Below are 21,234 nucleotides of genomic sequence, written 5' to 3'. Positions count from 1 at the left end.
AAACTGTAGTCGCGCTGACTACGCCGCACACGCGGCTCTTTCGGGTTTTGCATGACATTTCTGGGGAAAGTGTCAACACATACCCGGACGGGACAAGTGCATAAAAAAGGCCCGCTACTTCAGTAGCGGGCCTTTTTTAATTTCGGCGCAATTACTTGCGCTTCACTGGGGCTTTAGCAGGTTTGGTGATGTCAGCTACGGCAGTCTTGGCTTGCTGGTCGTTAGGATCCAGGGCCAGAGCTTGCTGCCAGTAGGGCAGGGCAGCCGTTTTGTCGCCCTTCTGATAGTAGTAGTAGCCAAGGTACTTGTTGGCCTCAATCAGACCAGTTTTGTACTTGCTGGCGTCTTCAGCGGCACCCGCCACCTTGATATACTGCTCGTAGTAAGGCTTAGCCAAGCCCTGCTTCGAGTCTTTATCCTGGTTAGCGTTGGCACGAGCCCGCATCTGGTAGCCCGGAATGTAATTCGGGCGTTCCGTCAGTACCACACCGTAGAGGCTATCAGCCTGTACATACTGACCGTTCATCTCGTAAGCACGGCCCAGATACACCTTGTCCGTCAGCTCACCACCTTTGGTAGCAGCCATCCGGGATTTCAAGGTACTGATGGCATTGGGGTAGTCCTTGGCCGCCAAATAAGCTTGTGCCAGTTCGTTCTGGAGTTCAGCCGCCTTCTTGGGGTCAGCGTCAATGGCCTTCTTAATGATGGCAGCGCCTTCGCTGGTTTTGCCACCTTTAATCAGCATTTTGCCGTAGTACACGTTGTCTTCGGTGATGACCTTGTTGCCAGCCTGAGCTACCTGCAGATACTTCTGCATAGCTGCCAGCGCCTCATCATTTTTACCGGTTTCGTACAGGCTATAAGCCCGCAGACGGTTCATAGTGAGGTTATTAGGGTCTTTAGCCAGCACCTTGTCTACCTCTACCAGCGCCTCAGGATATTTCTTGGTCAGGTACAGGAAAGAGGCGTACTTGGCATCCGTGTTCGACGACTTCTCAGCCAAAGAAGAATACTTCTGGAACTGGGCTAGCGCGTCATCATAACGACCAGCGAAGTAGTACGTTTCGGCCAGTGCATTATAAGCCGGAGCGTAATTCGGGTCGATGCTGATGGCCTTGTCGAAGTTGGTCTTGGCTTCGTTGTAGGTACGGGCGCGCATGTTCAACTGGCCCTTGCGTACGTAGGCTTGTACGTTGTTAGGGTCGGCCAAAGAAGCCCGCTCATAGCTGTTCATCGCCTCGCCACCACCCGTCTCGCCTTTGAGGTAGATGTCACCACGGGCAATCATCAGGGCCGGGTCGTCTTTACCGCCCTTGTTCAGCTTCTCACCGGCGCTTACGTAAGAAAGAGCCTTGCCAGTGTCTTTGATGTTTGATTCGGCATAGGCCTGCGCAATCATCGTGTACACCTTCTGATCTTTGCCTTTAGAGGCCTTCACTGCATTGTCAAACTGAATTTCAGCTTCAGCAGTCTTGCCTTGAGCCAGCGCAGCGCGGCCGGCCGCTACCAGAGTCATCGGGTCTTTCTGGTTCAGCGAAACCCGGTTGAAATAGTAAGCAGCTGAATCGGGCATTTCGCGCATTTGATAAAGGCGACCCAATTCATAATTCGTTTCATTGGACTGCGGAGCACGCAGCAGAGCAGCACGGGCCTCGCTGTAGCGTTCCAGCTCAAGAGCTTTTTGAGGGCTGGTCTGAGCAAGAGCGGCCGAACCGGTAACGGACAAAGCGGCGAGGAGCGTGAGCTTCCAGGGCTTGAGGTTCATGAGCAAAAGGTTAAGTGAAAATTCGAAGGAAAGGGAGAAGAGCGTTTTTTAGTTAGGCTTTACCTCAATCATACGGACTTGGCCGGTAGCCGGCATCAAACCCGATTTCAGCATGATGAGCTGCCCTTTGTTACCTGCCAGGAAGGATGCAAAACCGGTGCCAAGTCCGGCCCGAGCCTCCCGACTGATAACATATAGCTCCCGGCGCAGAGGATACGTTTTCTGGGCCAAGTAACCTTGGTACGGCTGGATATAATCGGCGGGAGCAGAGCCGGCAGCTTTCGGACTTACTGCCACTACCCGCACCCGCTTTAGGAATTTCTGCACGGCGGCATCGTCCCGGTCACTAATCCAGTTTACTCCAATGACGCCAATAGCGTTTGGATGAGTAGCAACGTAATCAAGCAGCGCCGGGTTCGATTTAGAGGCATAAACTCCTTTTGTAAGGGCTACACCGCGTGTTACGGAGTCCTGCACGAAGCGGGCCGTGCTGGAATTGTTGTTGTCAAACACCGCCGTAATAGCCCCTAGCTTGTTTTTGGCGCTGAGTTGGCTCCACTGCGTCACTTGGCCCGTAAAGATGCCTTTCAGCTGGGCCATCGTCAGTAGAGAGTCGGCGTTGCTTGGGTGTACAATGATGGCTACTCCATCAACCCCGATACGGATAGCACGCGGCTCAATTTTCAACTGTTGAAACCGCTCCTTCTCGTCAGCAGATAACGATCGGGCTACTATTGCCAACCGAATACTATCGGCCATAAAGGCCTGCATCACATCCAGCTCCGGCGAGTAGGAAGTTTGCAAGTGCGCACCTGGGTATAACTTCTGAAACGTGTCTACCTGTGACTTCAAAATAGGCTCAAACGTCTCATCTACCCCAATGCGAATAGTACCGCTGGTAGGCGTGTCGAGTTCCTGGGAACTGCCTGAAGATGAACCGCTACCGCAACCCGTTAGCCAAGTTGTCATGGCCAGGCAAGTGCCTACTACTACAAGTTTAGCGTGCGTCATCCCGGTTTTTTGTGAAATGTTGCTGATAGGTGCGGACAAATCTAATGATTCCGTAAAATACAAAGACGCCCGCCAGTAGGTACCGCGGCATGTTTGGCAGGTTGAGCGTGCCGGACGGTGCCAATAACAAGGCAACTCCCACCAGCGCATAAACCACTGACATGATGAGCGTAAAGTAGCGGACCACTGACGACTGGCGGCGGGTGCCAAGCCGCTCGTGGGTGGGAGGTAAATCAGACATGAGAAAGAAAAGAGCAGGTAGGTGTATTCTGTAAACGAAAAAAAGTAACCGTTTTGTTCAGCAGGTACCCAGGCTGTTTGGCTTAGCCTACGCAAAAAAAGCCAAGAAACAGCTGGCTTTTGGCAAACCAGCTGTTTCCGGACTTCCGAAAAAACAATTTAAGTTACTCTATATGCTGACTTACTGCTATTCATACTTGAAGGTGATGGGCAGTGAATAGCGTACTGGCACAGCCCGATGATTCTGATAACCGGGTTTCCAGGCTGGCATCTGCCGAATCACTCGGCTGGCTTCTTCATCGGTACCGTAGCCTAACCCTTTGAGTACAGTTACATCTTGGATAGACCCATCCGTATTCACCGTAAAGGAAATAAAGACCTTGCCTTCAACTCCAGCCCGCAATGCTGACGCTGGGTAGCGGAGCTGGCGCTGCAGATACTTCATTAAAGCAGCTTGACCGCCGGCAAATTCTGGCATTTCCTCAACGTGAACAAAAGGTTTCGTGACGGCTGGCTCCGCTATTTTAGCGGCAGTATCATTCCCAGTGCCTACTCCGGTAGTGGCACCGGTGCCCTCTTGGGGTATGGTGCCAACTGCAACCGGCCCGTCAATAGCAGGAGCCGTAATCTGATTCTCCGGCTGAGTAGTCGGAACTTGCTCATCCGGGACGACCCGAGTGGGGAACGTCCGTGGGGGCGTTACAACAACTGTAGGACGAACATCTGCTGCCGGAGGGTTGGTAGGCTCTATTGTCACCCGATCCAGAATGGTCACCACCGGCGGAACAATAGGAATCTCAACTTTTAAAGGCGCGGCCGGCCAAATGCGTTGAATGGCTATTGGAACAGCTAAAAGCAAGGCAGATAAGCCAACTCCAATAACGGTGGCTTTACGGATATGATGCCCGTACTCCTTCCGGAGCACATACGCACCATACGTTTTGTTACGGCCCTCAAATACTATGTCATCAAGGGAGGGGGAGGTGTGCGCGGCTGTGGTCATGGTATGGGTAGTTAAGGTGAGTGAATGAAAGAATACAGACCAATACTCCCAAGCCGTTTTGTACTGCCCACACTTGCTTACCCCTTGGCTTTCAACTACTCAACGCCTGCTCTCTGTTAGGTAGTATGCCCGCCTACTATATTTTTTTATTGAAGTATAGAAAAACAAAAATCCCAAGCCAGACCTGAGTCCGACTTGGGATTAAGTGCGTTGCCGGAGCTACCGACAACAACTGTCCTTATTTGATAGCAAAGGTTACTGGTACAGTGTAGTACACCGATACAGCGCGACCATTTTGCTTACCAGGGGTGAAGCGGGGCAAGTTTTTGATAACCCGCAGCGACTCTTCGTCGCAACCGGCACCAATACCCTTCTGCACTTCCGCATTCGTAACCGATCCATCAGGACCTACTACGAACTTGATGAACACACGGCCTTCCACCTGATTGCGCAGTGCCATTGCCGGATACTTAATGTTCTTAGCAATGTACTGCAACAGGGCTTCCTGCCCGCCGGGGAAAACCGGCATTTGCTCAACGTAAGTGTAGGGCTTGGTTTCCACTACTTCCTCTACCGCTTTAGTACCTTCACCGGGCTCCAGACCAGCCAGGTCGGCGGGGTTATCGGTGTTGCCTTTCACGGTTTCGTTGGCTACCACCTTGTCCTTCAGCTCCTCCTGGTCCGGAATTTCTTCCTGCTTCTGCACCTCGTTATCCTTCTTGATAACCGGGGGCACAAACTTTACCGTTGTGAGTTTGGGTGGCGGTGGTGGCGGCGCGTCTGGTGGCGGCGGCGGTGGGGGTGGCGGCTTCGTAGCATCCAGCGGCGGCGCTTCCAGCGTGTTCACCTTCAGCATCTTCTCTTCAGCCACCACATCATCTTTTTTCATCATACGCGCTACCAAAGGGAAGGCGATGAGCAAAGAAAAGACAGCAATGGCGAGGAGAACAGCCCGGGTTACGTGCTTGCCATATACCCGCCGGATTACGTAGGCTCCATAAGCCTTATTGCGCCCCTCGAAGACGATGTCGTCGAGGCTTGCTTTGGCCAACTGCATGTTGTCCATCATAATCCAGAAGTTTTAATCAGTTCCTGGTCGGGCTTCGCAATGTCCACCAAGGCATACTTTTTAGTAGCCGTGATGTTCATCTCATCAAGAATATCAACCATATTCTTGTAAGCCGATTTGTCGTCGGGTTTGATCAGCACCACGAGGTCGGGGTTGCTGTTCCGCTGGAGCAACACCTTGCGGATACCATCGGCACCGTAGTTGGTGAGCTTCAGTTCCGGCTTCTGGCTGGCGCTCAACAGACCGTCGTAATAGTACAGCTTGTTGTTTTCGCCTAACAGAAGCGTCAGAGCGTTGGATTCTTTGATTGCCGGGGGCTCCGGGTCATCAGCTTTCGGCTTCACCGGCATAGCCACTTCCATTACGGTAGGCTTGCTGAAAGTAGTCGTGAGCATGAAGAAGGTGAGCAGGAGAAAGGCCAAGTCTACCATGGGGGTCATGTCGATTTTGGTCGACATTTTCTTGGCCCGCTTCTTCCCACCTTTACCGGAGTCGCCGGATTGTTGAATTTCTGCCATGTCTGTGCGGGTTACTTACCGGCTACTGGTTTGGTTTCCAGGTCGGTAATGAGGTTGAACCGGTTAATGTTCTTCTCCTGCATCAGCTTGATGACTTTCCTCACCGTGGGCACATCCGTCTTACCGTCGCCCTTGATGGCCACGTAAGCGGGTTTGCCGTAGGCTGATTTGCGGCTAAGCTGCTGAGCTGTCTGTACCCACTCGATAAACTGGTTGTTAGTGGAGTCAGCCGGAATACCTTCCTGCTTCACCAGCTTGCGCTGCTCGCTGTCGAGGCTGAGCAGGGCGGGCAATTTTTCGATTGGAGTACCGAAGCTCGAGGCTACGCCTTTGAAAGCCTGGATCTGGGAGGGCGTAAAGCTCACCCCGTACTTGGCTCCCACCTGCGTCAGCAAATCGGACTTGATAGCGTCATCATCTACCCCGAAGAATACACGCTTCTGGTCGTCAACCGCAATAGTAATTACGTGTGACTCTGGCAGACGGATTTCAGAGGTAGAGGAAGGCGTATCCACCACCACGGCCTCTTCCGGGGCAAACTTGGTGGTGAGCATGAAGAAAGTCACCAGCAGGAAGGCCAAGTCCACCATTGGAGTCATATCCAACGACGGGGAGGTTCTATGAGGCTTTACTTTGGGCATTGCTGGTGTCGGTTAATAGCGTAATTCAGAAACGAAAGAACCTGTGCTTTAGTGCGTAGGGCACTAAAAATTAAGCAACGTGGTGGTCGGTTTCGCCGTGCTGAGCAGCGTAAGTCTGAATGATGCTGAAACCAGCTTCGTCGATGCTGTAAGTCAGCTCGTCAATCTTGCTGGTGAAGAAGTTGTAGGCTACGATGGCCAGAGCCGAGGTACCAATACCCAGAGCCGTGTTGATCAGAGCTTCCGAGATACCGTTAGCCAGACCTACTGCGTCAGGAGCACCACCTTGGGCCAGAGCCGAGAAGGCCTTGATCATACCTAGTACCGTACCAATCAGACCAGTCAGGGTAGCTACCGAAGCGAGGGTCGAGATGATAACCAGGTTTTTCTCCAGCATGGGCAGCTCCAGAGCCGTCGATTCTTCGATTTCCTTCTGGATAGCCAGGATTTTCTGGTCTTTCTCCATGTTACGCTCGCGCGACATTTCCTGGTACTTCATCAGGCCGGCACGTACTACGTTAGCTACCGAACCTTTCTGCTGGTCGCAGGCGGCAATGGCACCGGTGATGTCGTTCACGTTCAGTTTCTGACGGATGGTGCGAACGAAAGTTTCGATGCTTTTCGAACCTTTAGCACGACCAATGGTCAGGGCACGCTCAATAGAGAAGATGAACACGCAGAGGAACATGGTCATCAGTACGGGTACTACGGGACCACCTTTGTACACTACGCCAAAGTAGTCACCCGAAAGAGGGTTGTTTTCGTTGCTGCCACCTTGAAAGTGACTACCGTCGCCGAGGATGAAGATGTAAATCAGCACGCTGACAACAAATGCCACCAGGATGGCGATAACGGCAAATGAGGATGAACCACCACCCTTGGACTCGCCCTTAGGCGCAGCAGCAGCGGCGGGCCGAGCCGCGGGCTTGTTCATGGCATTCTTTTGTTCCATTGTTCCGGAGAATTAGTGGGTTGTTGGTGAAAGGTTGACGTACGTGTAAAAAAAGAAAAAACAGCGGCTAGTTGAATTCTGGTCTGGAACACCACGCACCCGCATACTGGTGACCGGAAGCCCGGCCGGGTATGGGTCTGCTCGTGCGCGGAGCCCGTCTCAAAAACAGAACTAGCCTTGGCAAACCTAAATAAAAAACCTGAGTGCTGCCAAATGAAAAATGCGTTTAAACGCTTTAAAACCATGTGTGCCTCAAAAAAAGGCTATTTCGAGGGTACTTCTTTGGGATTATCGGCAGCTAACTGTTTTGCTTGGTTCCAATAAACGTCCATCTGAGCCAAGGTTAAATCACGCAGTTGGTGCCCATCCTGAGCCGATTGAGTCTCTAAGTACTGAAAGCGCCGAATGAACTTACGGTTTGTGCGCTCCAGTGCCTCCTCCGGGTTGATGCCGGCGTGTCGGGCAAAGTTGATAAGGGAGAAGAGCAAGTCACCAAACTCGGCGGCGGCTTGTTCTGAGGGCGTTTCCTGGGGTTGCTCACCCCCAAACTCAGCCTTGAACTCTGCTAGCTCTTCCTGCACTTTCTCCCAAACCTGCTCGGGTTTGTCCCAGTCGAAGCCCGCACCACGCGCTTTTTCCTGAATACGCATGGCCTTCACCAAGGCTGGTAACGACGAGGGTACGCCACCTAGTACCGATGAGTTGCCTTTTTCTTGGAGCTTCAGCTGTTCCCAGTTGCGCTTTACGGTTTCTTCGTCATCCGCCCGCACGTTGCCGTAAATGTGCGGGTGCCGAAAAATCAGCTTCTCACACTGGGCGTTTAGCACATCGGCAATATCGAAAGCGCCTTGCTCACTGGCTATTTTAGCGTAAAAGGTCAGGTGCAGCATCACGTCGCCAAGCTCCTTTTTCAGGTCGGGCAAGTCATGGCGGATAATGGCGTCGCTTAGCTCGTAGGTTTCCTCGATAGTGAGGTGGCGCAGACTTTCCAGGGTTTGCTTCCGGTCCCAGGGGCACTCGGCACGAAGGCGGTCCAGTACGTCGAGCAGCCGGCCGAAGGCTTCCAACTGTTGAGGCCGACGGGCAGAAGTAGTGTATTCCATTAAGCCAAATATACAACCGCTGCCGGCTTTTCGGATGGGCGGTATAGGATACAAGCCTTCTTCAGCCGGATGCACATATTCTTTCGTAGGGAAAGCAGGCGTAGTTGGCTACTTTTGCAGCCTCATTTCTCCGCACTCTTGTACTTCATCATAGCAACATACAGTGGCACTGATTAAATCTATTTCGGGCATTCGCGGCACCATTGGCGGTGCAGCCGGCGACGGACTCACGCCGATTGACGTGGTAAAATACGCGGCTGCCTTTGGTACCTGGGTGCTACAGCAAACCGATAACAATACCATTGTTATCGGGCGTGATGCCCGCCTCTCCGGTGATATGGTGAGCCGGCTGGTGGCGGCCACACTGCAAGGGCTGGGCATCCATGTAATTGACTTGGGCTTGAGCACCACGCCTACCGTAGAAATGGCCGTGCCGGCTAAAAACGCGGGTGGGGGCATTATTCTGACGGCTTCGCACAACCCCAAGCAGTGGAATGCCTTGAAGCTGCTAAATGGTAAGGGCGAGTTTATTTCGGATGCCGATGGTAAGCTGGTACTAGCTCTGGGCGACTCAGAAGCGTTTGATTTCGCGCCCGTAACCAAGCTGGGCAGCTACACCACCGACGACACGTTTCTGCAGGAGCACATTAACACCATTCTGGCACTGCCCCTGGTCGACAAAGCAGCCATCAAAGCCAAGAATTTTCGGGTAGTGGTGGATGCGGTGAACTCCTGCGGGGGCTTTGCCGTGCCGATGCTGCTGGAACAGTTGGGCGTGGAGGTGATTGAAAAGCTGTTTTGTGAGCCCACCGGCGACTTTGCCCACAACCCCGAGCCGCTGCCCGAAAACCTGCGCGAAATTGCCAAGACCATGGAGAAAGGGTCTTTCGACCTGGGCATTGTAGTCGACCCCGATGTGGACCGCCTGGCTCTGGTAAATGAAGACGGGACCATGTTCGGGGAGGAATACACGCTGGTAGCCGTGGCCGACTACGTGCTGCAGCAGAATGGGGGCGGCAATACCGTGAGCAACCTCAGCAGCACCCGTGCCCTGCGCGACGTAACCGAGAAGCACGGTGGGCAGTACGCCGCCGCCGCCGTGGGGGAGGTGAACGTGGTAAACAAGATGAAGGAAACCAATGCCATCATTGGCGGTGAGGGCAACGGGGGCATCATCTACCCCGAGTTGCACTACGGCCGCGACTCCTTGGTGGGTATTGCCTTGTTTTTGAGCCATCTGGCCAAAACCGGTCTGACCATGACTCGGCTGCGGGCTTCCTACCCGAACTACTTTATCTCGAAGAACAAGATTGAGCTGACGCCCGAAATCAACACCGATGAGGTGCTGGTGGAAATGGAAAAGCGCTACGCCAAGCAGCCCGTAAATACTATTGACGGCGTAAAAATTGAGTTTGACAAGGAATGGGTGCACCTGCGCAAGTCCAATACGGAGCCCATCATCCGGATTTACGCCGAGTCGGACTCCAATGCTACGGCCGACCACTTGGCCAATAAAATTATCGGTGACATCAAAGAAATCATCAGCAAGTAGCCAGTAACTACCTGTAAGCACAACAGCAAGGAGCCCCCAACCTCCGACGGCAACCGTCGGAGGTTGGGGGCTCCTTGCTGTTGTGAAAGAGGCGCGGGTAACACAGCCCAGCAGAAACCCCTATTTTTGTGGGCGTTTTCCTTTCCTGCGTTTCCACTTGCTTTTGTCTTGCTTATGAACGTGTATTTCGATAATGCTGCCACCACGCCGCTGGACCCCGAAGTGTTGGACGCCATGCTGCCGTTTCTGCAGAATCATTTTGGTAACCCCAGCAGCATTCATAGTCATGGCCGCCAGGTGCGCGCCGCCGTCGAAAACGCCCGCAAGACCATTGCCCATCTAATTAATGCGGCACCAGCCGAAATCGTATTTACCTCCTGTGGTACTGAGGCCGACAACTATGCCGCTTTCGGCAGCGTCCGGACCCTGGGGCTGAAACACGGCATTACTTCCAAGCTGGAGCATCATGCCGTGCTGCACACGATGGAGGCCTTGGAAAAGGCCGGCACCATGGTACTGAGCTACTTGCGCCATGATGCGCAAGGCCGCCTCGATTTGGAGCACCTGGAAGAGTTATTGTCGACGCACCCGCGCACGTTTGTGAGCCTGATGCACGCTAACAACGAAATCGGCAACCTCAACGATATTGCTGCTATTGGGGAAATCTGCGCCCGCTACGATGCCGTGTTTCATACGGATACGGTGCAGACGATGGGGCATTACCGCCACGATGTGCAGCAGTTGAAAGCCCATTTCCTGGTAGGCTCGGCACACAAATTCCACGGGCCCAAGGGCGCCGGCTTCCTGTACCGCCGGTCGGGGCTGCTGGTTGATGCGCTGATTCATGGCGGCTCCCAGGAGCGCAACCAGCGTGCTGGCACCGAAAACGTGTACGGCATCATCGGGCTGGCCAAAGCCTTGGAAATAGCCTATCGTGATATGGCCACCCATCAGCACCACATCCAAGGCTTGAAAGACCGGTTTGTTGCCAAGCTGCGCACTGAAATTGACGGAGTAGAGTTCAATGGTACCTCGGCGGAGGCCGACCAGAGCCTGTACACGGTGCTGAGCGTAAGTCTGCCTGCCTCGGATATGAACGAGATGTTGCTGTTCAACCTGGATATAAACCACATATCCTGTTCGGGGGGCTCAGCCTGTACCAGTGGAGCCAATGCGGGCTCCCACGTACTCAATGCCCTGAACTGCGACCCTAGCCGGGGAACCATCCGCTTCTCCATGAGCAAGTACAATACCGCTGAGGAAGTCGATTATGCCGTGGATCAACTGGCCAAAATGTACCGTCAGCAGCCCTTGAAGGTATAGCGGCTGGTAGCTCCCCAAAACAAAAGGCCTTCTACTAAGCAGTAGAAGGCCTTTTGTTTTATTCCAGCGGACGGCGTTGGTGCTGGAAACGTTGTTTGCAGTAAAAGATGAGTAGCCCGAGGCCTAATACAAACCCCACATCAATCAGGAAACGGGTGAGGCCTTCGGAGGCCAGATTCGAACGGCCTACGGCCAACCCGCAGCCTACCAGCGCGGCGGCCGGCATCAGAATGAGTGCAATTAGGGCCCCGGCAATAACGCTGCGCCGGTAAGCCGCAATAATCACAATACCCGCCGCCGCCCCGCAGGCCGAAACTAATATTGTTTTGAGCGTGGGCTGCGCCATGCTACGCACCTCCGGGTTGTTGGCAAGCTCCGTGGCCGAGCTTTCACCCACCTGCACCAGTAACAGCATCGTCAGGCCCGCCATCAGCATGAACAATGAGTAGCCGATAACGGTGGAACGCAAGCCCCGGGCTACTACCTGCCAGCGGCCCAGCACCACGCCCATAGGAATAGCCGCTACAGGCTCAAAACCCGGTGCAATGATGCTGGAGGCAATAAAGGCCACGGCCTGGGGCACCGGTTCCGAAACCAGACCCACCGCAGCCATAATGCCGCCAAGCCCCATCAGCGCCAGATAATTAGGGGTGGGCCGACCCTGGTGGCGCAGCCCAGCCTCTACCTCTTCCCAAATAGCCTCATCCTTGTCGTTGAGGATTTTTTCGCCTTCTGCGGGAGCAATTATGCTACTCAATTCCGCAGTGGCCACCGATAAATCCTCGGGCCGGGCTACGGCTTTACCTGCCAGACGCAGCACATCATCGGCCCCACGGTTGAGCACTTGCACGCTGATTACGTCGCCGGCGGGCTTGCGGGAAATTCCTTTTTGTACGCTTAAGCTTACTACCTCATCAAGAGCAACCAGTTGCTGGCAAAGGTCTTCGGTAACGGTGGGCGGAACAGTGAGTTCGAGGCTACGGTGCATAGAATCAATGTATGTACAGTACCTTACCTACGGGGCAACGGAGAAAGTAGCCACTTTTCAGGCAGTTGTTCCGAGTATATGAGGGCTGCTCAGAGCAATTAGTTTCTTTTACTGTTGTGCTGCAAATAAGCATTGCCATATGCGGTCAAAACCCGACAGCAGTACCCTATACGGCCGCTACTGAAGAGTATTCCACGCATCGTTCAAGGCCGCCAACTACTCAGGAAAGCTGATTCAGTCGGTTGTGCTCCGCTGCTAATGCTGCGGTAATCCTCTGCCAGTCAGAGGTAGGTCGTGCACACAGCGTAACCGAATCATATTTCAGCCAAAATGCGTAAGCCGCACGCACCCTTTTCCGGATTGTATGGCGGATATTAATATTCAGCGCAAAAAAAATACCCCGAGCCCCTGGCTGTTATTGCTGGTCGTGCTGGCAGTAGTAGGTATAGGAGCGTATTTCCTGTTCCGGGCCGAAACGGCGCCCCCCGTCGATGAACGGCCCCCGGCGGGCTCTGGTATTCCGGCTCCGCCGGACAGCACCACTGGCGCCGAAACCGGTCCGGCTCCGGCAGTTGATGCCGTCGGCGACATGGCCGCTGAAAGCACTGCTCCAGCAACCCCGGCCGTACTAGCCGCTTTTGCCCAGGGAGATGCTTCTCGCCCCACTTACGGACAGGAAGGGCTGCGGCTACTGACCTCAACGCTGGTTGATTTGGTAGATCGGGACGACTTGCGCGACCCAGCCATCCAGACCCGCCGCGACGACCTGACCAGTGCCACCAACCGGTTGGGCGAGGCAGATGCCAGTCTGCGGCCTGGCTACGTGGCGGCAGCTTACCTGATGCTGGCTATTCAGCAGAAGGCATATCCGGAGCAGGAAACGGCGGCTCGTCAGCTCACCGCCCTGGCCGATAACCTTAGCGGCCGCAATGCCACTCCCCAAGAGCAGGAGCAGGTTAAAGCTTACTTTCAGCAGGCCGCTCAACTGGTGCAGGCCCTAAGCGAGCCAGCCCGTTAATTCTCATTTCACCGCACGTAACTGGGCTTTATTATTTAGCCTTCTAGTATGGAAACCACTTCTGAGCCCATCCCCTCGGCGGAAGGTATGCACCTGCGTCGTTTACATGATCTGACTGAGTTTGAAGTAGCCGATGGCAACCCCGATGTGCGGGGCTGGCCGGTACGCGGTGCCGATGGCCGGCAGTTTGGGCAGGTATTTGAGCTGATTGTGGACGTAGAAGCCCTGAAAGTGCGCTATTTGGATATCGAGCTGAATGACCACCTGCAGATTAATGAGCGGGACCGGCATATTCTACTCCCCATAGGGGTGGCCGCCTTGGATGAGGAAGCTGATAACGTATTTGTGCCCTCTCTTACTGCCCAAACTGTGCTGGAGTACCCGCCCTACGTCGAAATCCAGATTACCCGCCAGTATGAGGAGGCTATGTTGCGGGCCCTGAACCTGCCGCTTTTATCTCCCAACGAACAGGGTTTCTACGGCCAGTCTGGGTATGATGGCTCTACCTTCTACCAGCGGCGCAAGCTGGGGTAACAGGTAGTACGTACAAGCAAAGATGGCCCCGTAGCAGCTTGCTACGGGGCCATCTTTGCTTGGGGTAATGACGGTGCTAATTTCGCCGAATCATATCTGTTACGGCCTCTACCCAGAGGGGGGTGGAGTTGAGGCTGGGTACTAGCTGCCAGTGCTGGCCACCGGCTTCCTCAAACATTTCCTTAAACTCCTCGCCCACCTCAATGGTGGTTTCCAGGCAGTCGGCCACGAAGGCGGGGGAAAAGGCCAAGACGTTTTTGATGCCTTTGGCGGGCATTTCCTTGAGGGCCTCATCGGTATAGGGCTGCAGCCACGGGTCGCGGAGGCGGCTTTGCAGGCGGCTCTGGAAGGAGGTGGTGTACTGCTCGGGGCTAAGGCCCAGGGCGGCCCCCAGCTGCCGTGAGGTTTCAAAGCACTGCGCCCGGTAGCAGTAGCGGTTATTCTTGTTGTAGCTGTTGCAGCAGGAGCCCAGCTTACAGTACCCTTTGTGGCTGCCTTTCAATACGTGCCGCTCCGGAATGCCGTGGTAGCTGAATACGATGTGGTCGTAGTCGCGCTTGGCCAGCTCGGCCTTGCCCAGCGCGGCAAAGCTATTGATAAAGCCAGGGTCATCCACGAACGTGCTAATGAAGCTGATGCTCGGTACCACCCACCACTTGCTCACCAGTTCCATCACCTTCTCCTGCACTGAGCCCGTGCTGGCCGCCGCGTACTGCGGAAACAGCGGCAGCACAATAATCCGGTCCACGGCCGCGTCGCGCAGCTGCTGCAGGGCGCTGTCAATGCTGGGGTTTTGGTAACGCATGCCAAAGGCCACCAGATAGTCTTTACCCAGCTTCTCCTGCACCAGCTTCTGCAAATCCAGGCCGTGATAGAGCAGAGGAGAGCCTCGTTCCGTATCCCAGAGTTGCTGGTAGATTTTCGCCGACTTAGGTGCCCGCAGCGGTACAATCAAACCCCGGAAAAGGGGGTAGCGTACGGCCGCCGGCATGTCAATCACGCGGGCATCGGTGAGGAACTCATTGAGGTAGCGGCGCACATCGGGCGTGCTCGGCGAATCGGGTGTGCCCAAATTCACGAGTAGAACGCCGATGCGGCCCTTGGAAGATGCTGAAGGAGAAGGCATAAACTATTAATACGGTGGCCCAAACGGCTGACAACTCGTACAAGAAAGCCGCCAGGGCCGCCTTGTACGCGGAGAAGTGCAAAGGTGGCACATCCGCCGCCGAAGAAAAACTGACTTCCATCAGCTTTTCTGTTGCAGCCAAGACAAACTTCCCGCGGCCAATGTTCTGACCAGCCGCCCGAAGGCCGCTAAAAACCCGTACCTTTGCAGCCCAAAATCCAGAATCTGAAGTGAATACCGAACCAACTCCGCACCGCGCCGGCTTCGTGAGCATCATTGGCAAGCCCAACGTCGGCAAGTCCACGCTCATGAATGCCCTGATGGGTGAGCGGCTCAGCATCGTCACCAGCAAGGCCCAGACCACGCGCCACCGCATTCTGGGCATTCTCAACGGCGACGATTTTCAGCTGGTATACTCCGATACGCCCGGCATCATCCAGCCCAAGTACGAGCTGCACAACGCCATGATGTCGTTCGTGTACTCTTCCCTTGAAGATGCCGATGTGGTGCTGTTCGTGACGGATATCTATGAAAAGCACGATGAGGAGCCGGTAGTCGAGCGTCTGCGCAAAATGGTGGACACGCCCATTCTGCTGCTGGTAAACAAAATCGACCAGGCCGACCAGGCCGAGGTGGAAGCCAAAGTGGAATACTGGCGCAGTCACCTGCCCAACGCGGCCCGGGTGCTGCCCATTTCGGCCCTGGAAAAATTTGGCACCGGCGAACTGCTGGACTTGGTGCTGAGCTACCTGCCCGTTCACCCGCCGTATTACCCCAAAGATGAACTAACCGACAAGCCGGAGCGTTTTTTCGCCGCCGAAATGATCCGGGAGAAAATCTTCAAGCTCTATAAGAAAGAAGTGCCCTACAGCTGCGAGGTAGGCATTGAGGAGTTCAAAGAGGACGAAGACATTATCCGGATGCGGGCCATCATCTTCGTGGAGCGCGCCAGTCAGAAAGGCATCATCATCGGCCAGCAGGGCGCGGCCCTGAAAAAAGTGGGCACCTGGGCCCGGGAGGAGATGGAGAAATTCTTCCAGAAAAAAGTGTTCCTCGAAATCCACGTCAAAGTCAACGAAAACTGGCGCACCGACCCGAAAGCCCTCAACCGCTTCGGGTACAGCCAATAGGTGAGGTGGTGAAATGGTGAGTTGACGTTCATCTGGAGCATCTATGACCGTTCGAACATTAACTCACTATTTCACCACCTCACCAATTCACCATTTCCGACCTCACATTCACTTAACTACTCCGGGCACTGCCGAACTTGGTCGGGCCGGCGGCTGGAGTCAGACGCATGAAGAATACCATTGCAATTGTGGGCCGCCCCAACGTGGGCAAATCCACCCTGTTCAACCGCCTCGTGGGCCAGCGCAAAGCCATCATGGACAATGAGAGCGGCGTAACCCGTGACCGGCACTACGGCTACGGCGACTGGACCGGCAAGTACTTTACCGTTATTGATACGGGCGGGTACGTGCACAACTCCGACGACATCTTTGAGGGTGAAATCAACAAGCAGGTAAAGCTGGCTATTGACGAGGCCGATGTGGTGCTGTTCATGGTAGATGTGGACGCTGGTGTGCATCACCTTGATGAGGAGTTTGCCAACGTGCTGCGCCGCTACCAGGGCAAAAAGCCCATCTACATTGTAGCCAATAAGGCCGATACCAACGCCCGGGCCCACGCCGCCGGCGAGTTCTACACGCTCGGCGTCGGTGATGGTGAAATTTACCCCATCAGCTCCCAGAGTGGCTCGGGCACCGGTGATTTGCTGGATGCTGTTATCAGTCACTTCGAAGAAGAAGGCGTGGAGGAACCCGACCTGGGTATTCCCAAAATTGCCGTAGTAGGCCGCCCGAACGTAGGCAAGTCCTCGTTCGTGAACCTGCTGCTGGGCACCGACCGGAGCATCGTGACTGATATTGCCGGCACCACCCGCGACTCTATCCAGGCTCGCTACAACGCTTTCGGCAAGGAGTTTATGCTGGTAGATACGGCCGGTTTGCGCCGCAAAACCAAGGTGCACGAAGACGTGGAGTTCTACTCCGTGCTGCGCTCCATCCGGGCCCTGGAAGAAGCCGATGTGTGCGTGGTGATGCTGGACGCTACCCGCGGCATTGAAGCCCAGGACGTGAACATCATCGGCCTGGCCGATAAGAACCGCAAGGGCATTGTGATTCTGGTGAACAAGTGGGACCTCATCGAGAACAAGGAAACCAACACGGCCAAGGAGTTCGAGGCCAAAATCATGGAGAAGATTGCGCCCATTGCATATCCGCCCGTGATTTTCGTGTCGGTACTTACCAAGCAGCGCGTGCATAAGGCCATTGAAACGGCCATTGAAGTGTACGAAAATAAGCGCCGCAAAATCCCGACCTCGGAGCTGAATGAGGTGATGCTGAAGGAAATTGAGAAATACCCGCCGCCCATTCAAAAGGGCAAAATGGTGCGTATCAAGTACGCCACACAGTTGCCCACGCACAATCCCGTGTTTGCCTTCTTCTGCAACCTGCCCCAGTACGTAAAGGAAAGCTACACGCGCTACCTGGAAAACCGCCTGCGGGAGAACTTCAACTTCACCGGCGTACCCATCGGCATCGTGTTCCGAAAAAAATAGGGTGCTGCTATATAGTGGTGCGGATAAACGAAAGAAAATTTTTTTCCAACGGCTGGGTTACCTTCTGGCTAAGTCGATATAAAGCCCTGATTATCGGCGCAAGCACGACAATCATTGTCTGTTGAAAAATTTCACTCTCTTACTCATCCCCATCATGAAAAAGGTATTGTTCCTCGCCCTGGCTGCTGCTTCGTTCTCTTTCGCTTCTTGCGACAGCAAAACCGAAAACGCTCAAGAAGCTCAGGCTGAGCAGGTAGAAGATGCTGGCGAAGCCAAAGCTGACGCTATGGAGGCTGCTGGCAACGAAGCCGGTGCTGACTCGGTAGAAGCTTCTACCGAAGCCAAAGCTGACGCTATGGAAAACGCTGCTGACGCACAAGACGCTAAGTAAGCTGATGCGCCTCTCGGCGCTTTAAAAAGGGCCGCTCCTTTCGGGGCGGCCCTTTTTTTATTGACTTTGTGGCGTGAAAATGGAAGACTGGTTGCGAGTGTCTTGTAGGCCGGAGAACGTACTCACCTCCAGTAGCTAACCCAGGCGGCGCTGCAGCAGGCTATCCACTACCTCAAAAAGCTTACGGGGTTGATATGTGCGCCACGGCAGCTCATCCAGCTGGCCCCCAAAGTTCACGTACGAATCGACGTTGTATTGGCGCATTTCGCGAACAACGTGCTCCTGAAAGTTCACGCCGGCAATCCAGCCATCCTCCACGTCCTCAAACCATTCCTCATAATAGGAGTCGTCGGAGCCGTGGAAATTGAAGACGTTTTCGCCGATGAGCACGAATTTGCGAATACCCTCGTGTGTCATCAGGTCGATGATGTTACGCTTCAGCAGCATCACATCGTTTTCAATGGCGTCATTCCACTCCCCAATAAATTCAATAATGGCTGCGCCCGCCTCGTAATCCACAAACAGGATTTTCAGGTACAGCGTGTCAGAGCCCAAGCTGTCCCACTGGGGATGGATGTAGTAGCCGTAGATGGTATTGGTGTAGCTGTCCAGGCTGTTTTCGGCCTCAAATAGGGGGGAGCTGGGGTCTTCGTTGGCCTGGTACTGGTCGAGCCAGGCGTAGTGCGGCTCAATGGTGTGCATAGCAGTGGCGGAAAGGAGATACTCACACCGGAGTCTGAGCGTACAGTTTTCTTGACTAACTGTGAACAAGCAAACGGGGTTTCCGCAGCTACCCAAAAGTTGGCTGCGGAAACCCCCGTTCGTTCTGCTGTTCCCGAGTTGATTGCCTACGCCTGATAAGCCGCTAGTGCCGCCCGCACCGAGCCGTGTTGGCGGAGCAGCGTGGCTGCTGCTGCCTGCCCGATGTGCAACTCATCCATCAGCATCTTCTCGCCCCGGTCTACCAACTTGGCGTTGCTAAGCTGCATATCCACCATCTTATTGCCTTTCACGCGGCCCAACCGGATAAATGTGGCCGTAGTGAGCATATTCAGCACTAGTTTTTGGGCAGTACCGGCTTTTAGGCGGGTGCTGCCGGTTACAAACTCGGGCCCCGTTACTACTTCCACAGGAAACTCGGCTGCGGCAGCCACCTTAGAGCCCGCGTTGCATACAATACAACCCGTAGCTACCCCCAGCTGCCGGGCCCGCTCCAGCCCCCCAATTACGTAAGGCGTACGGCCGGAAGCAGCAATACCTACCACAATATCCCGCTCATTGATATCGTGGGTCTGCAAATCCTTCCAGGCCTGTTCGGCGTCATCCTCCGCGTTTTCCACGGCCTTCCGAATGGCCGTGTCACCGCCCGCAATCAGGCCAATAACTACGCCGTGCGGCACGCCAAACGTGGGCGGGCATTCAGAGGCATCCAGAATACCCAGCCGCCCACTAGTACCCGCACCGATGTAAAATAGCCGCCCGCCCTGGCCCAGTCGCGCTACCGTGACATCTACCAGAGCTTCAATCTGTGGTAGCGCTTTGGCCACAGCCAGCGGAACGGTTTGATCCACACTATTAATGCCCGCCAGCAGCGCCTGCGTGGATAAGGTTTCAAGGTGGTTAAATTCGGAGGGACTTTCGGTGGTGCTCATGGGCAAAGGGAAGAGGGCAGGGAAGAACTAGGCCAGATGGCCAATTACCGGGAACTTGTCGAAAACGTTGGGCGTGTGCGGCGCATCCTGATCCAACTCCTTGGTGAGGTCCTGGCCGGCCCAGTGCTCGTAGTGGTTACCCCGCTTCCAGAGGCGGGAACGGGTTACATCGTACACCAAGCCCCGGTAGGCCACCCAAATTTCGTCCCGATCTTGACCGTTGCGCAGAGCTAGCTGGCTGCGGGTATACGTTGGTAAAAGTGTACTGCTAGCTGCTTGGTTGTCGTTCGAGAGAGGCAGTAAATCAGACATACAGCGAAAACAACAGCTAGTAGCAAACAGCAAACAACAAAACAAGGTTACCCCAACAGGGCCTGGGTCAGAATCCAGCGGTGCGGTACATCCCCCTGGGCGGCGTGCAGGTAATCTTGGTAGCTACAGGGCACAATACGTTTGGCATTGCCCGCCAGGTTTACTACCTCCATCCACCACCGGTCGGTTTGCTGTGACTTATAGAACACAATCCGGTCGGGGCCTTCCTCGGCATATTCTTCCAAGGGGCTGTAGTCGGGTGGGCCGTGCAAACCGGCGGCGTAGCGCACAAAGCTGGGCCCCCGGAAATCAGTTTCGCGACGGCGGTGATAGTAGCCTTCCACAAAGTACCAGAGCATGGTAGCCAACACCATAGCAGCCAGGCCATGTGCATCGTAATCAGGGCGGTAGCCATAAAGGCCGAACGAAGTAAGCTGGTCGTTGCAGCCCGCGTACCAGGCCAGCTTAGCGGCTTCCTCATTGGTGAGGCCAAAGGGGTTAGCCGGATAGTAACCAGGCGCATCGTTCCAGCGCAGGGCGGCAATATCCACGCTTACAAAATCGGCCTGACGCAGTAAAGGCTCGGCCTGCCGAATGTCGTCGCGCACCTGGCCTACGCGCAGGGTTTCAAAGTGCAGTTTTTCCAGCGCCGCCAGTACATCGGGGGCCACCAGATACTGCTGATGAGCCAGCTGCGCAAAGTTGAACAGAAAGGAAGGCTCGTGCAGGAGCATACGCCGCAGGTGGCTGTCTGCGGGCACAGCACCCTCAGGCTCGGCCATGTCCACGCGGGCATCAATGGCGGCAAAGCTGATAGGCCGCTCCAAGGTTTCGTAGGCCAGAAACTGCCCGTAGTCCAGGTCGTGGGAGCCGCCCAGTAGCAGCGGAACCGTATTGTTCTCCAGCAGGGCCGCAATAATTTCGCGCAGCCGCTGGTAGGTGTCCTCCAGCGTGAGGCCGGGGCGCAGGTTACCCAGGTCTACCAGCCGGCAGGGCCCGGAGCCTTTTTGCAGCTGATACAGGCATTTGCGTACGGCATCGGCTCCGTGCCCGCAGGGTGGCCCGTCGGCGCTGCCCCGCCACTCATCCAGGCCGATAACCGCCAAATCAGCCGCGCGCCAGTCCGGAAACGTGTCCAGAAAGGGCGTAACGTAGCTTGCCAGGGTGGTGGGGGCGGATGCAGCGGAAACCAGCTCCTCAGTGAGCGGGTCAAAAAAGATAGCCAGATTCATCGTGCGCGGCGGGTGCGGACTCCGACAAAGCTACGCAAAAGCCCGGCACTGCCCTAGGGGCTTTTCATGAGCGTATAGCGCTTTCCCGCGAAAAAAATAGTTATTTAAGCTGCCATTCCCGTTACGGCTCAGCTTGCTTTACCGTATCAGGACTGCTAATACCGTCTTCTCTCTGGTCCCAACC

Annotated in this window: 22 protein-coding genes; 7 read left to right on the top strand and 15 right to left on the bottom strand. The window is 54.9% G+C overall.

The annotated features are described in order from the left end of the window. Positions 1 to 151 precede the first annotated feature (151 nt). From ABIB60_RS21270 to mazG, 9 genes are all read right to left on the bottom strand, one after another. The gene (locus ABIB60_RS21270; protein WP_354582383.1) at positions 152 to 1,765 is read right to left on the bottom strand and encodes a tetratricopeptide repeat protein; all 1,614 of its coding nucleotides are present in this window, start codon (positions 1,763 to 1,765) and stop codon (positions 152 to 154) included. Positions 1,766 to 1,813: 48 nt separating this feature from the next. Continuing rightward, complete coding sequence (locus ABIB60_RS21265; protein WP_354582382.1) at positions 1,814 to 2,734, bottom strand: PstS family phosphate ABC transporter substrate-binding protein; 921 nt, start codon at positions 2,732 to 2,734, stop codon at positions 1,814 to 1,816. A 28-nt stretch (positions 2,735 to 2,762) separates the two neighbouring features. Further along, positions 2,763 to 3,017, bottom strand: a complete 255-nt coding sequence (locus tag ABIB60_RS21260) for a hypothetical protein (RefSeq protein ID WP_354582381.1) — start codon at positions 3,015 to 3,017, stop codon at positions 2,763 to 2,765. A 186-nt stretch (positions 3,018 to 3,203) separates the two neighbouring features. Continuing rightward, a complete protein-coding gene (locus ABIB60_RS21255) occupies positions 3,204 to 4,019 on the bottom strand; it encodes an energy transducer TonB (protein ID WP_354582380.1) in 816 nt (271 codons plus the stop codon). A gap of 238 nt (positions 4,020 to 4,257) precedes the next feature. Then, the gene (locus ABIB60_RS21250; RefSeq protein WP_354582379.1) at positions 4,258 to 5,088 is read right to left on the bottom strand and encodes an energy transducer TonB; all 831 of its coding nucleotides are present in this window, start codon (positions 5,086 to 5,088) and stop codon (positions 4,258 to 4,260) included. After that, positions 5,085 to 5,606, bottom strand: a complete 522-nt coding sequence (locus ABIB60_RS21245) for an ExbD/TolR family protein (protein WP_354582378.1) — start codon at positions 5,604 to 5,606, stop codon at positions 5,085 to 5,087. Before ABIB60_RS21245 ends, ABIB60_RS21250 begins: the two co-directional genes overlap by 4 nt. Before the next feature lie 11 nt (positions 5,607 to 5,617). Continuing rightward, complete coding sequence (locus ABIB60_RS21240; protein ID WP_315998373.1) at positions 5,618 to 6,247, bottom strand: ExbD/TolR family protein; 630 nt, start codon at positions 6,245 to 6,247, stop codon at positions 5,618 to 5,620. 70 nt (positions 6,248 to 6,317) lie between these two features. After that, positions 6,318 to 7,181: a MotA/TolQ/ExbB proton channel family protein gene (locus ABIB60_RS21235; protein WP_502915148.1), complete on the bottom strand. Its 864-nt coding sequence runs from the start codon at positions 7,179 to 7,181 to the stop codon at positions 6,318 to 6,320. Positions 7,182 to 7,462: 281 nt separating this feature from the next. Then, entirely contained in the window at positions 7,463 to 8,302 is an 840-nt protein-coding gene (gene mazG, locus ABIB60_RS21230; protein WP_354582376.1) for a nucleoside triphosphate pyrophosphohydrolase, read from the bottom strand. A 163-nt stretch (positions 8,303 to 8,465) separates the two neighbouring features. Here mazG and glmM point away from each other — a divergent pair, with 163 nt between their 5' ends. Then, positions 8,466 to 9,854, top strand: a complete 1,389-nt coding sequence (gene glmM, locus ABIB60_RS21225; RefSeq protein ID WP_354582375.1) for a phosphoglucosamine mutase — start codon at positions 8,466 to 8,468, stop codon at positions 9,852 to 9,854. Between the two features lie 174 nt (positions 9,855 to 10,028). Next, a complete protein-coding gene (locus ABIB60_RS21220; RefSeq protein WP_354582374.1) occupies positions 10,029 to 11,177 on the top strand; it encodes a cysteine desulfurase family protein in 1,149 nt (382 codons plus the stop codon). Between the two features lie 58 nt (positions 11,178 to 11,235). On the opposite strand, the gene ABIB60_RS21215 is transcribed toward ABIB60_RS21220, so the two are convergent. After that, on the bottom strand, positions 11,236 to 12,165 hold the full coding sequence (locus tag ABIB60_RS21215) for a DUF389 domain-containing protein (protein WP_354582373.1): 930 nt from the start codon (positions 12,163 to 12,165) through the stop codon (positions 11,236 to 11,238). Positions 12,166 to 12,529: 364 nt separating this feature from the next. On the opposite strand from ABIB60_RS21215, the gene ABIB60_RS21210 reads away from it, so the two are divergent. Together ABIB60_RS21210 and ABIB60_RS21205 are read left to right on the top strand one after the other, a co-directional pair. Beyond that, positions 12,530 to 13,183: a hypothetical protein gene (locus ABIB60_RS21210; RefSeq protein ID WP_354582372.1), complete on the top strand. Its 654-nt coding sequence runs from the start codon at positions 12,530 to 12,532 to the stop codon at positions 13,181 to 13,183. Between the two features lie 48 nt (positions 13,184 to 13,231). Next, entirely contained in the window at positions 13,232 to 13,717 is a 486-nt protein-coding gene (locus ABIB60_RS21205; protein ID WP_354582371.1) for a PRC-barrel domain-containing protein, read from the top strand. A 76-nt stretch (positions 13,718 to 13,793) separates the two neighbouring features. On the opposite strand, the gene hemH is transcribed toward ABIB60_RS21205, so the two are convergent. Continuing rightward, positions 13,794 to 14,843, bottom strand: coding sequence for a ferrochelatase (gene hemH, locus ABIB60_RS21200; protein WP_354582370.1), 1,050 nt, complete (start codon positions 14,841 to 14,843; stop codon positions 13,794 to 13,796). Between the two features lie 230 nt (positions 14,844 to 15,073). Between hemH and era the strand changes: the two genes are divergently transcribed. The 3 genes from era to ABIB60_RS21185 all read left to right on the top strand — a co-directional run bounded on the left by era (position 15,074) and on the right by ABIB60_RS21185 (position 17,854). Beyond that, positions 15,074 to 15,973: a GTPase Era gene (gene era, locus ABIB60_RS21195; protein ID WP_354582369.1), complete on the top strand. Its 900-nt coding sequence runs from the start codon at positions 15,074 to 15,076 to the stop codon at positions 15,971 to 15,973. 167 nt (positions 15,974 to 16,140) lie between these two features. Beyond that, positions 16,141 to 17,463: a ribosome biogenesis GTPase Der gene (gene der, locus ABIB60_RS21190; protein WP_354582368.1), complete on the top strand. Its 1,323-nt coding sequence runs from the start codon at positions 16,141 to 16,143 to the stop codon at positions 17,461 to 17,463. Between the two features lie 154 nt (positions 17,464 to 17,617). Then, on the top strand, positions 17,618 to 17,854 hold the full coding sequence (locus ABIB60_RS21185; protein ID WP_354582367.1) for a hypothetical protein: 237 nt from the start codon (positions 17,618 to 17,620) through the stop codon (positions 17,852 to 17,854). Between the two features lie 135 nt (positions 17,855 to 17,989). On the opposite strand, the gene ABIB60_RS21180 is transcribed toward ABIB60_RS21185, so the two are convergent. From ABIB60_RS21180 to ABIB60_RS21165, 4 genes are all read right to left on the bottom strand, one after another. Further along, a complete protein-coding gene (locus ABIB60_RS21180; protein WP_354582366.1) occupies positions 17,990 to 18,556 on the bottom strand; it encodes a hypothetical protein in 567 nt (188 codons plus the stop codon). Positions 18,557 to 18,702: 146 nt separating this feature from the next. After that, the gene (murQ, locus tag ABIB60_RS21175) at positions 18,703 to 19,506 is read right to left on the bottom strand and encodes an N-acetylmuramic acid 6-phosphate etherase (protein WP_354582365.1); all 804 of its coding nucleotides are present in this window, start codon (positions 19,504 to 19,506) and stop codon (positions 18,703 to 18,705) included. 27 nt (positions 19,507 to 19,533) lie between these two features. Further along, complete coding sequence (locus tag ABIB60_RS21170; RefSeq protein WP_354582364.1) at positions 19,534 to 19,818, bottom strand: cytochrome b5 domain-containing protein; 285 nt, start codon at positions 19,816 to 19,818, stop codon at positions 19,534 to 19,536. Between the two features lie 47 nt (positions 19,819 to 19,865). Then, positions 19,866 to 21,050, bottom strand: a complete 1,185-nt coding sequence (locus tag ABIB60_RS21165) for a formimidoylglutamase (RefSeq protein ID WP_354582363.1) — start codon at positions 21,048 to 21,050, stop codon at positions 19,866 to 19,868. Positions 21,051 to 21,234: the final 184 nt, after the last annotated feature.

Origin of the sequence: Hymenobacter sp. UYP22 (assembly GCF_040547285.1) — a bacterium.
Taxonomy (GTDB): Bacteria; Bacteroidota; Bacteroidia; order Cytophagales; family Hymenobacteraceae; genus Hymenobacter.
The sequence above is the reverse complement of the archived record's forward strand: the minus strand, read 5'-3'. Positions and strand labels throughout refer to the sequence as shown.

Excerpts from the sequence above, each read along its gene's own strand:
- ABIB60_RS21270 (WP_354582383.1), bottom strand. The coding sequence starts at position 1,765 with ATGAACCTCAAGCCCTGGAAGCTCACGCTCCTCGCCGCTTTGTCCGTT.
- ABIB60_RS21265 (WP_354582382.1), bottom strand. The coding sequence starts at position 2,734 with ATGACAACTTGGCTAACGGGTTGCGGTAGCGGTTCATCTTCAGGCAGT.
- ABIB60_RS21260 (WP_354582381.1), bottom strand. The coding sequence starts at position 3,017 with ATGTCTGATTTACCTCCCACCCACGAGCGGCTTGGCACCCGCCGCCAG.
- ABIB60_RS21255 (WP_354582380.1), bottom strand. The coding sequence starts at position 4,019 with ATGACCACAGCCGCGCACACCTCCCCCTCCCTTGATGACATAGTATTT.
- ABIB60_RS21250 (WP_354582379.1), bottom strand. The coding sequence starts at position 5,088 with ATGATGGACAACATGCAGTTGGCCAAAGCAAGCCTCGACGACATCGTC.
- ABIB60_RS21245 (WP_354582378.1), bottom strand. The coding sequence starts at position 5,606 with ATGGCAGAAATTCAACAATCCGGCGACTCCGGTAAAGGTGGGAAGAAG.
- ABIB60_RS21240 (WP_315998373.1), bottom strand. The coding sequence starts at position 6,247 with ATGCCCAAAGTAAAGCCTCATAGAACCTCCCCGTCGTTGGATATGACT.
- ABIB60_RS21235 (WP_502915148.1), bottom strand. The coding sequence starts at position 7,181 with ATGAACAAGCCCGCGGCTCGGCCCGCCGCTGCTGCTGCGCCTAAGGGC.
- mazG (WP_354582376.1), bottom strand. The coding sequence starts at position 8,302 with ATGGAATACACTACTTCTGCCCGTCGGCCTCAACAGTTGGAAGCCTTC.
- ABIB60_RS21220 (WP_354582374.1), top strand. The coding sequence starts at position 10,029 with ATGAACGTGTATTTCGATAATGCTGCCACCACGCCGCTGGACCCCGAA.
- ABIB60_RS21215 (WP_354582373.1), bottom strand. The coding sequence starts at position 12,165 with ATGCACCGTAGCCTCGAACTCACTGTTCCGCCCACCGTTACCGAAGAC.
- ABIB60_RS21210 (WP_354582372.1), top strand. The coding sequence starts at position 12,530 with ATGGCGGATATTAATATTCAGCGCAAAAAAAATACCCCGAGCCCCTGG.
- ABIB60_RS21205 (WP_354582371.1), top strand. The coding sequence starts at position 13,232 with ATGGAAACCACTTCTGAGCCCATCCCCTCGGCGGAAGGTATGCACCTG.
- hemH (WP_354582370.1), bottom strand. The coding sequence starts at position 14,843 with ATGCCTTCTCCTTCAGCATCTTCCAAGGGCCGCATCGGCGTTCTACTC.
- der (WP_354582368.1), top strand. The coding sequence starts at position 16,141 with ATGAAGAATACCATTGCAATTGTGGGCCGCCCCAACGTGGGCAAATCC.
- ABIB60_RS21185 (WP_354582367.1), top strand. The coding sequence starts at position 17,618 with ATGAAAAAGGTATTGTTCCTCGCCCTGGCTGCTGCTTCGTTCTCTTTC.
- ABIB60_RS21180 (WP_354582366.1), bottom strand. The coding sequence starts at position 18,556 with ATGCACACCATTGAGCCGCACTACGCCTGGCTCGACCAGTACCAGGCC.
- murQ (WP_354582365.1), bottom strand. The coding sequence starts at position 19,506 with ATGAGCACCACCGAAAGTCCCTCCGAATTTAACCACCTTGAAACCTTA.
- ABIB60_RS21170 (WP_354582364.1), bottom strand. The coding sequence starts at position 19,818 with ATGTCTGATTTACTGCCTCTCTCGAACGACAACCAAGCAGCTAGCAGT.
- ABIB60_RS21165 (WP_354582363.1), bottom strand. The coding sequence starts at position 21,050 with ATGAATCTGGCTATCTTTTTTGACCCGCTCACTGAGGAGCTGGTTTCC.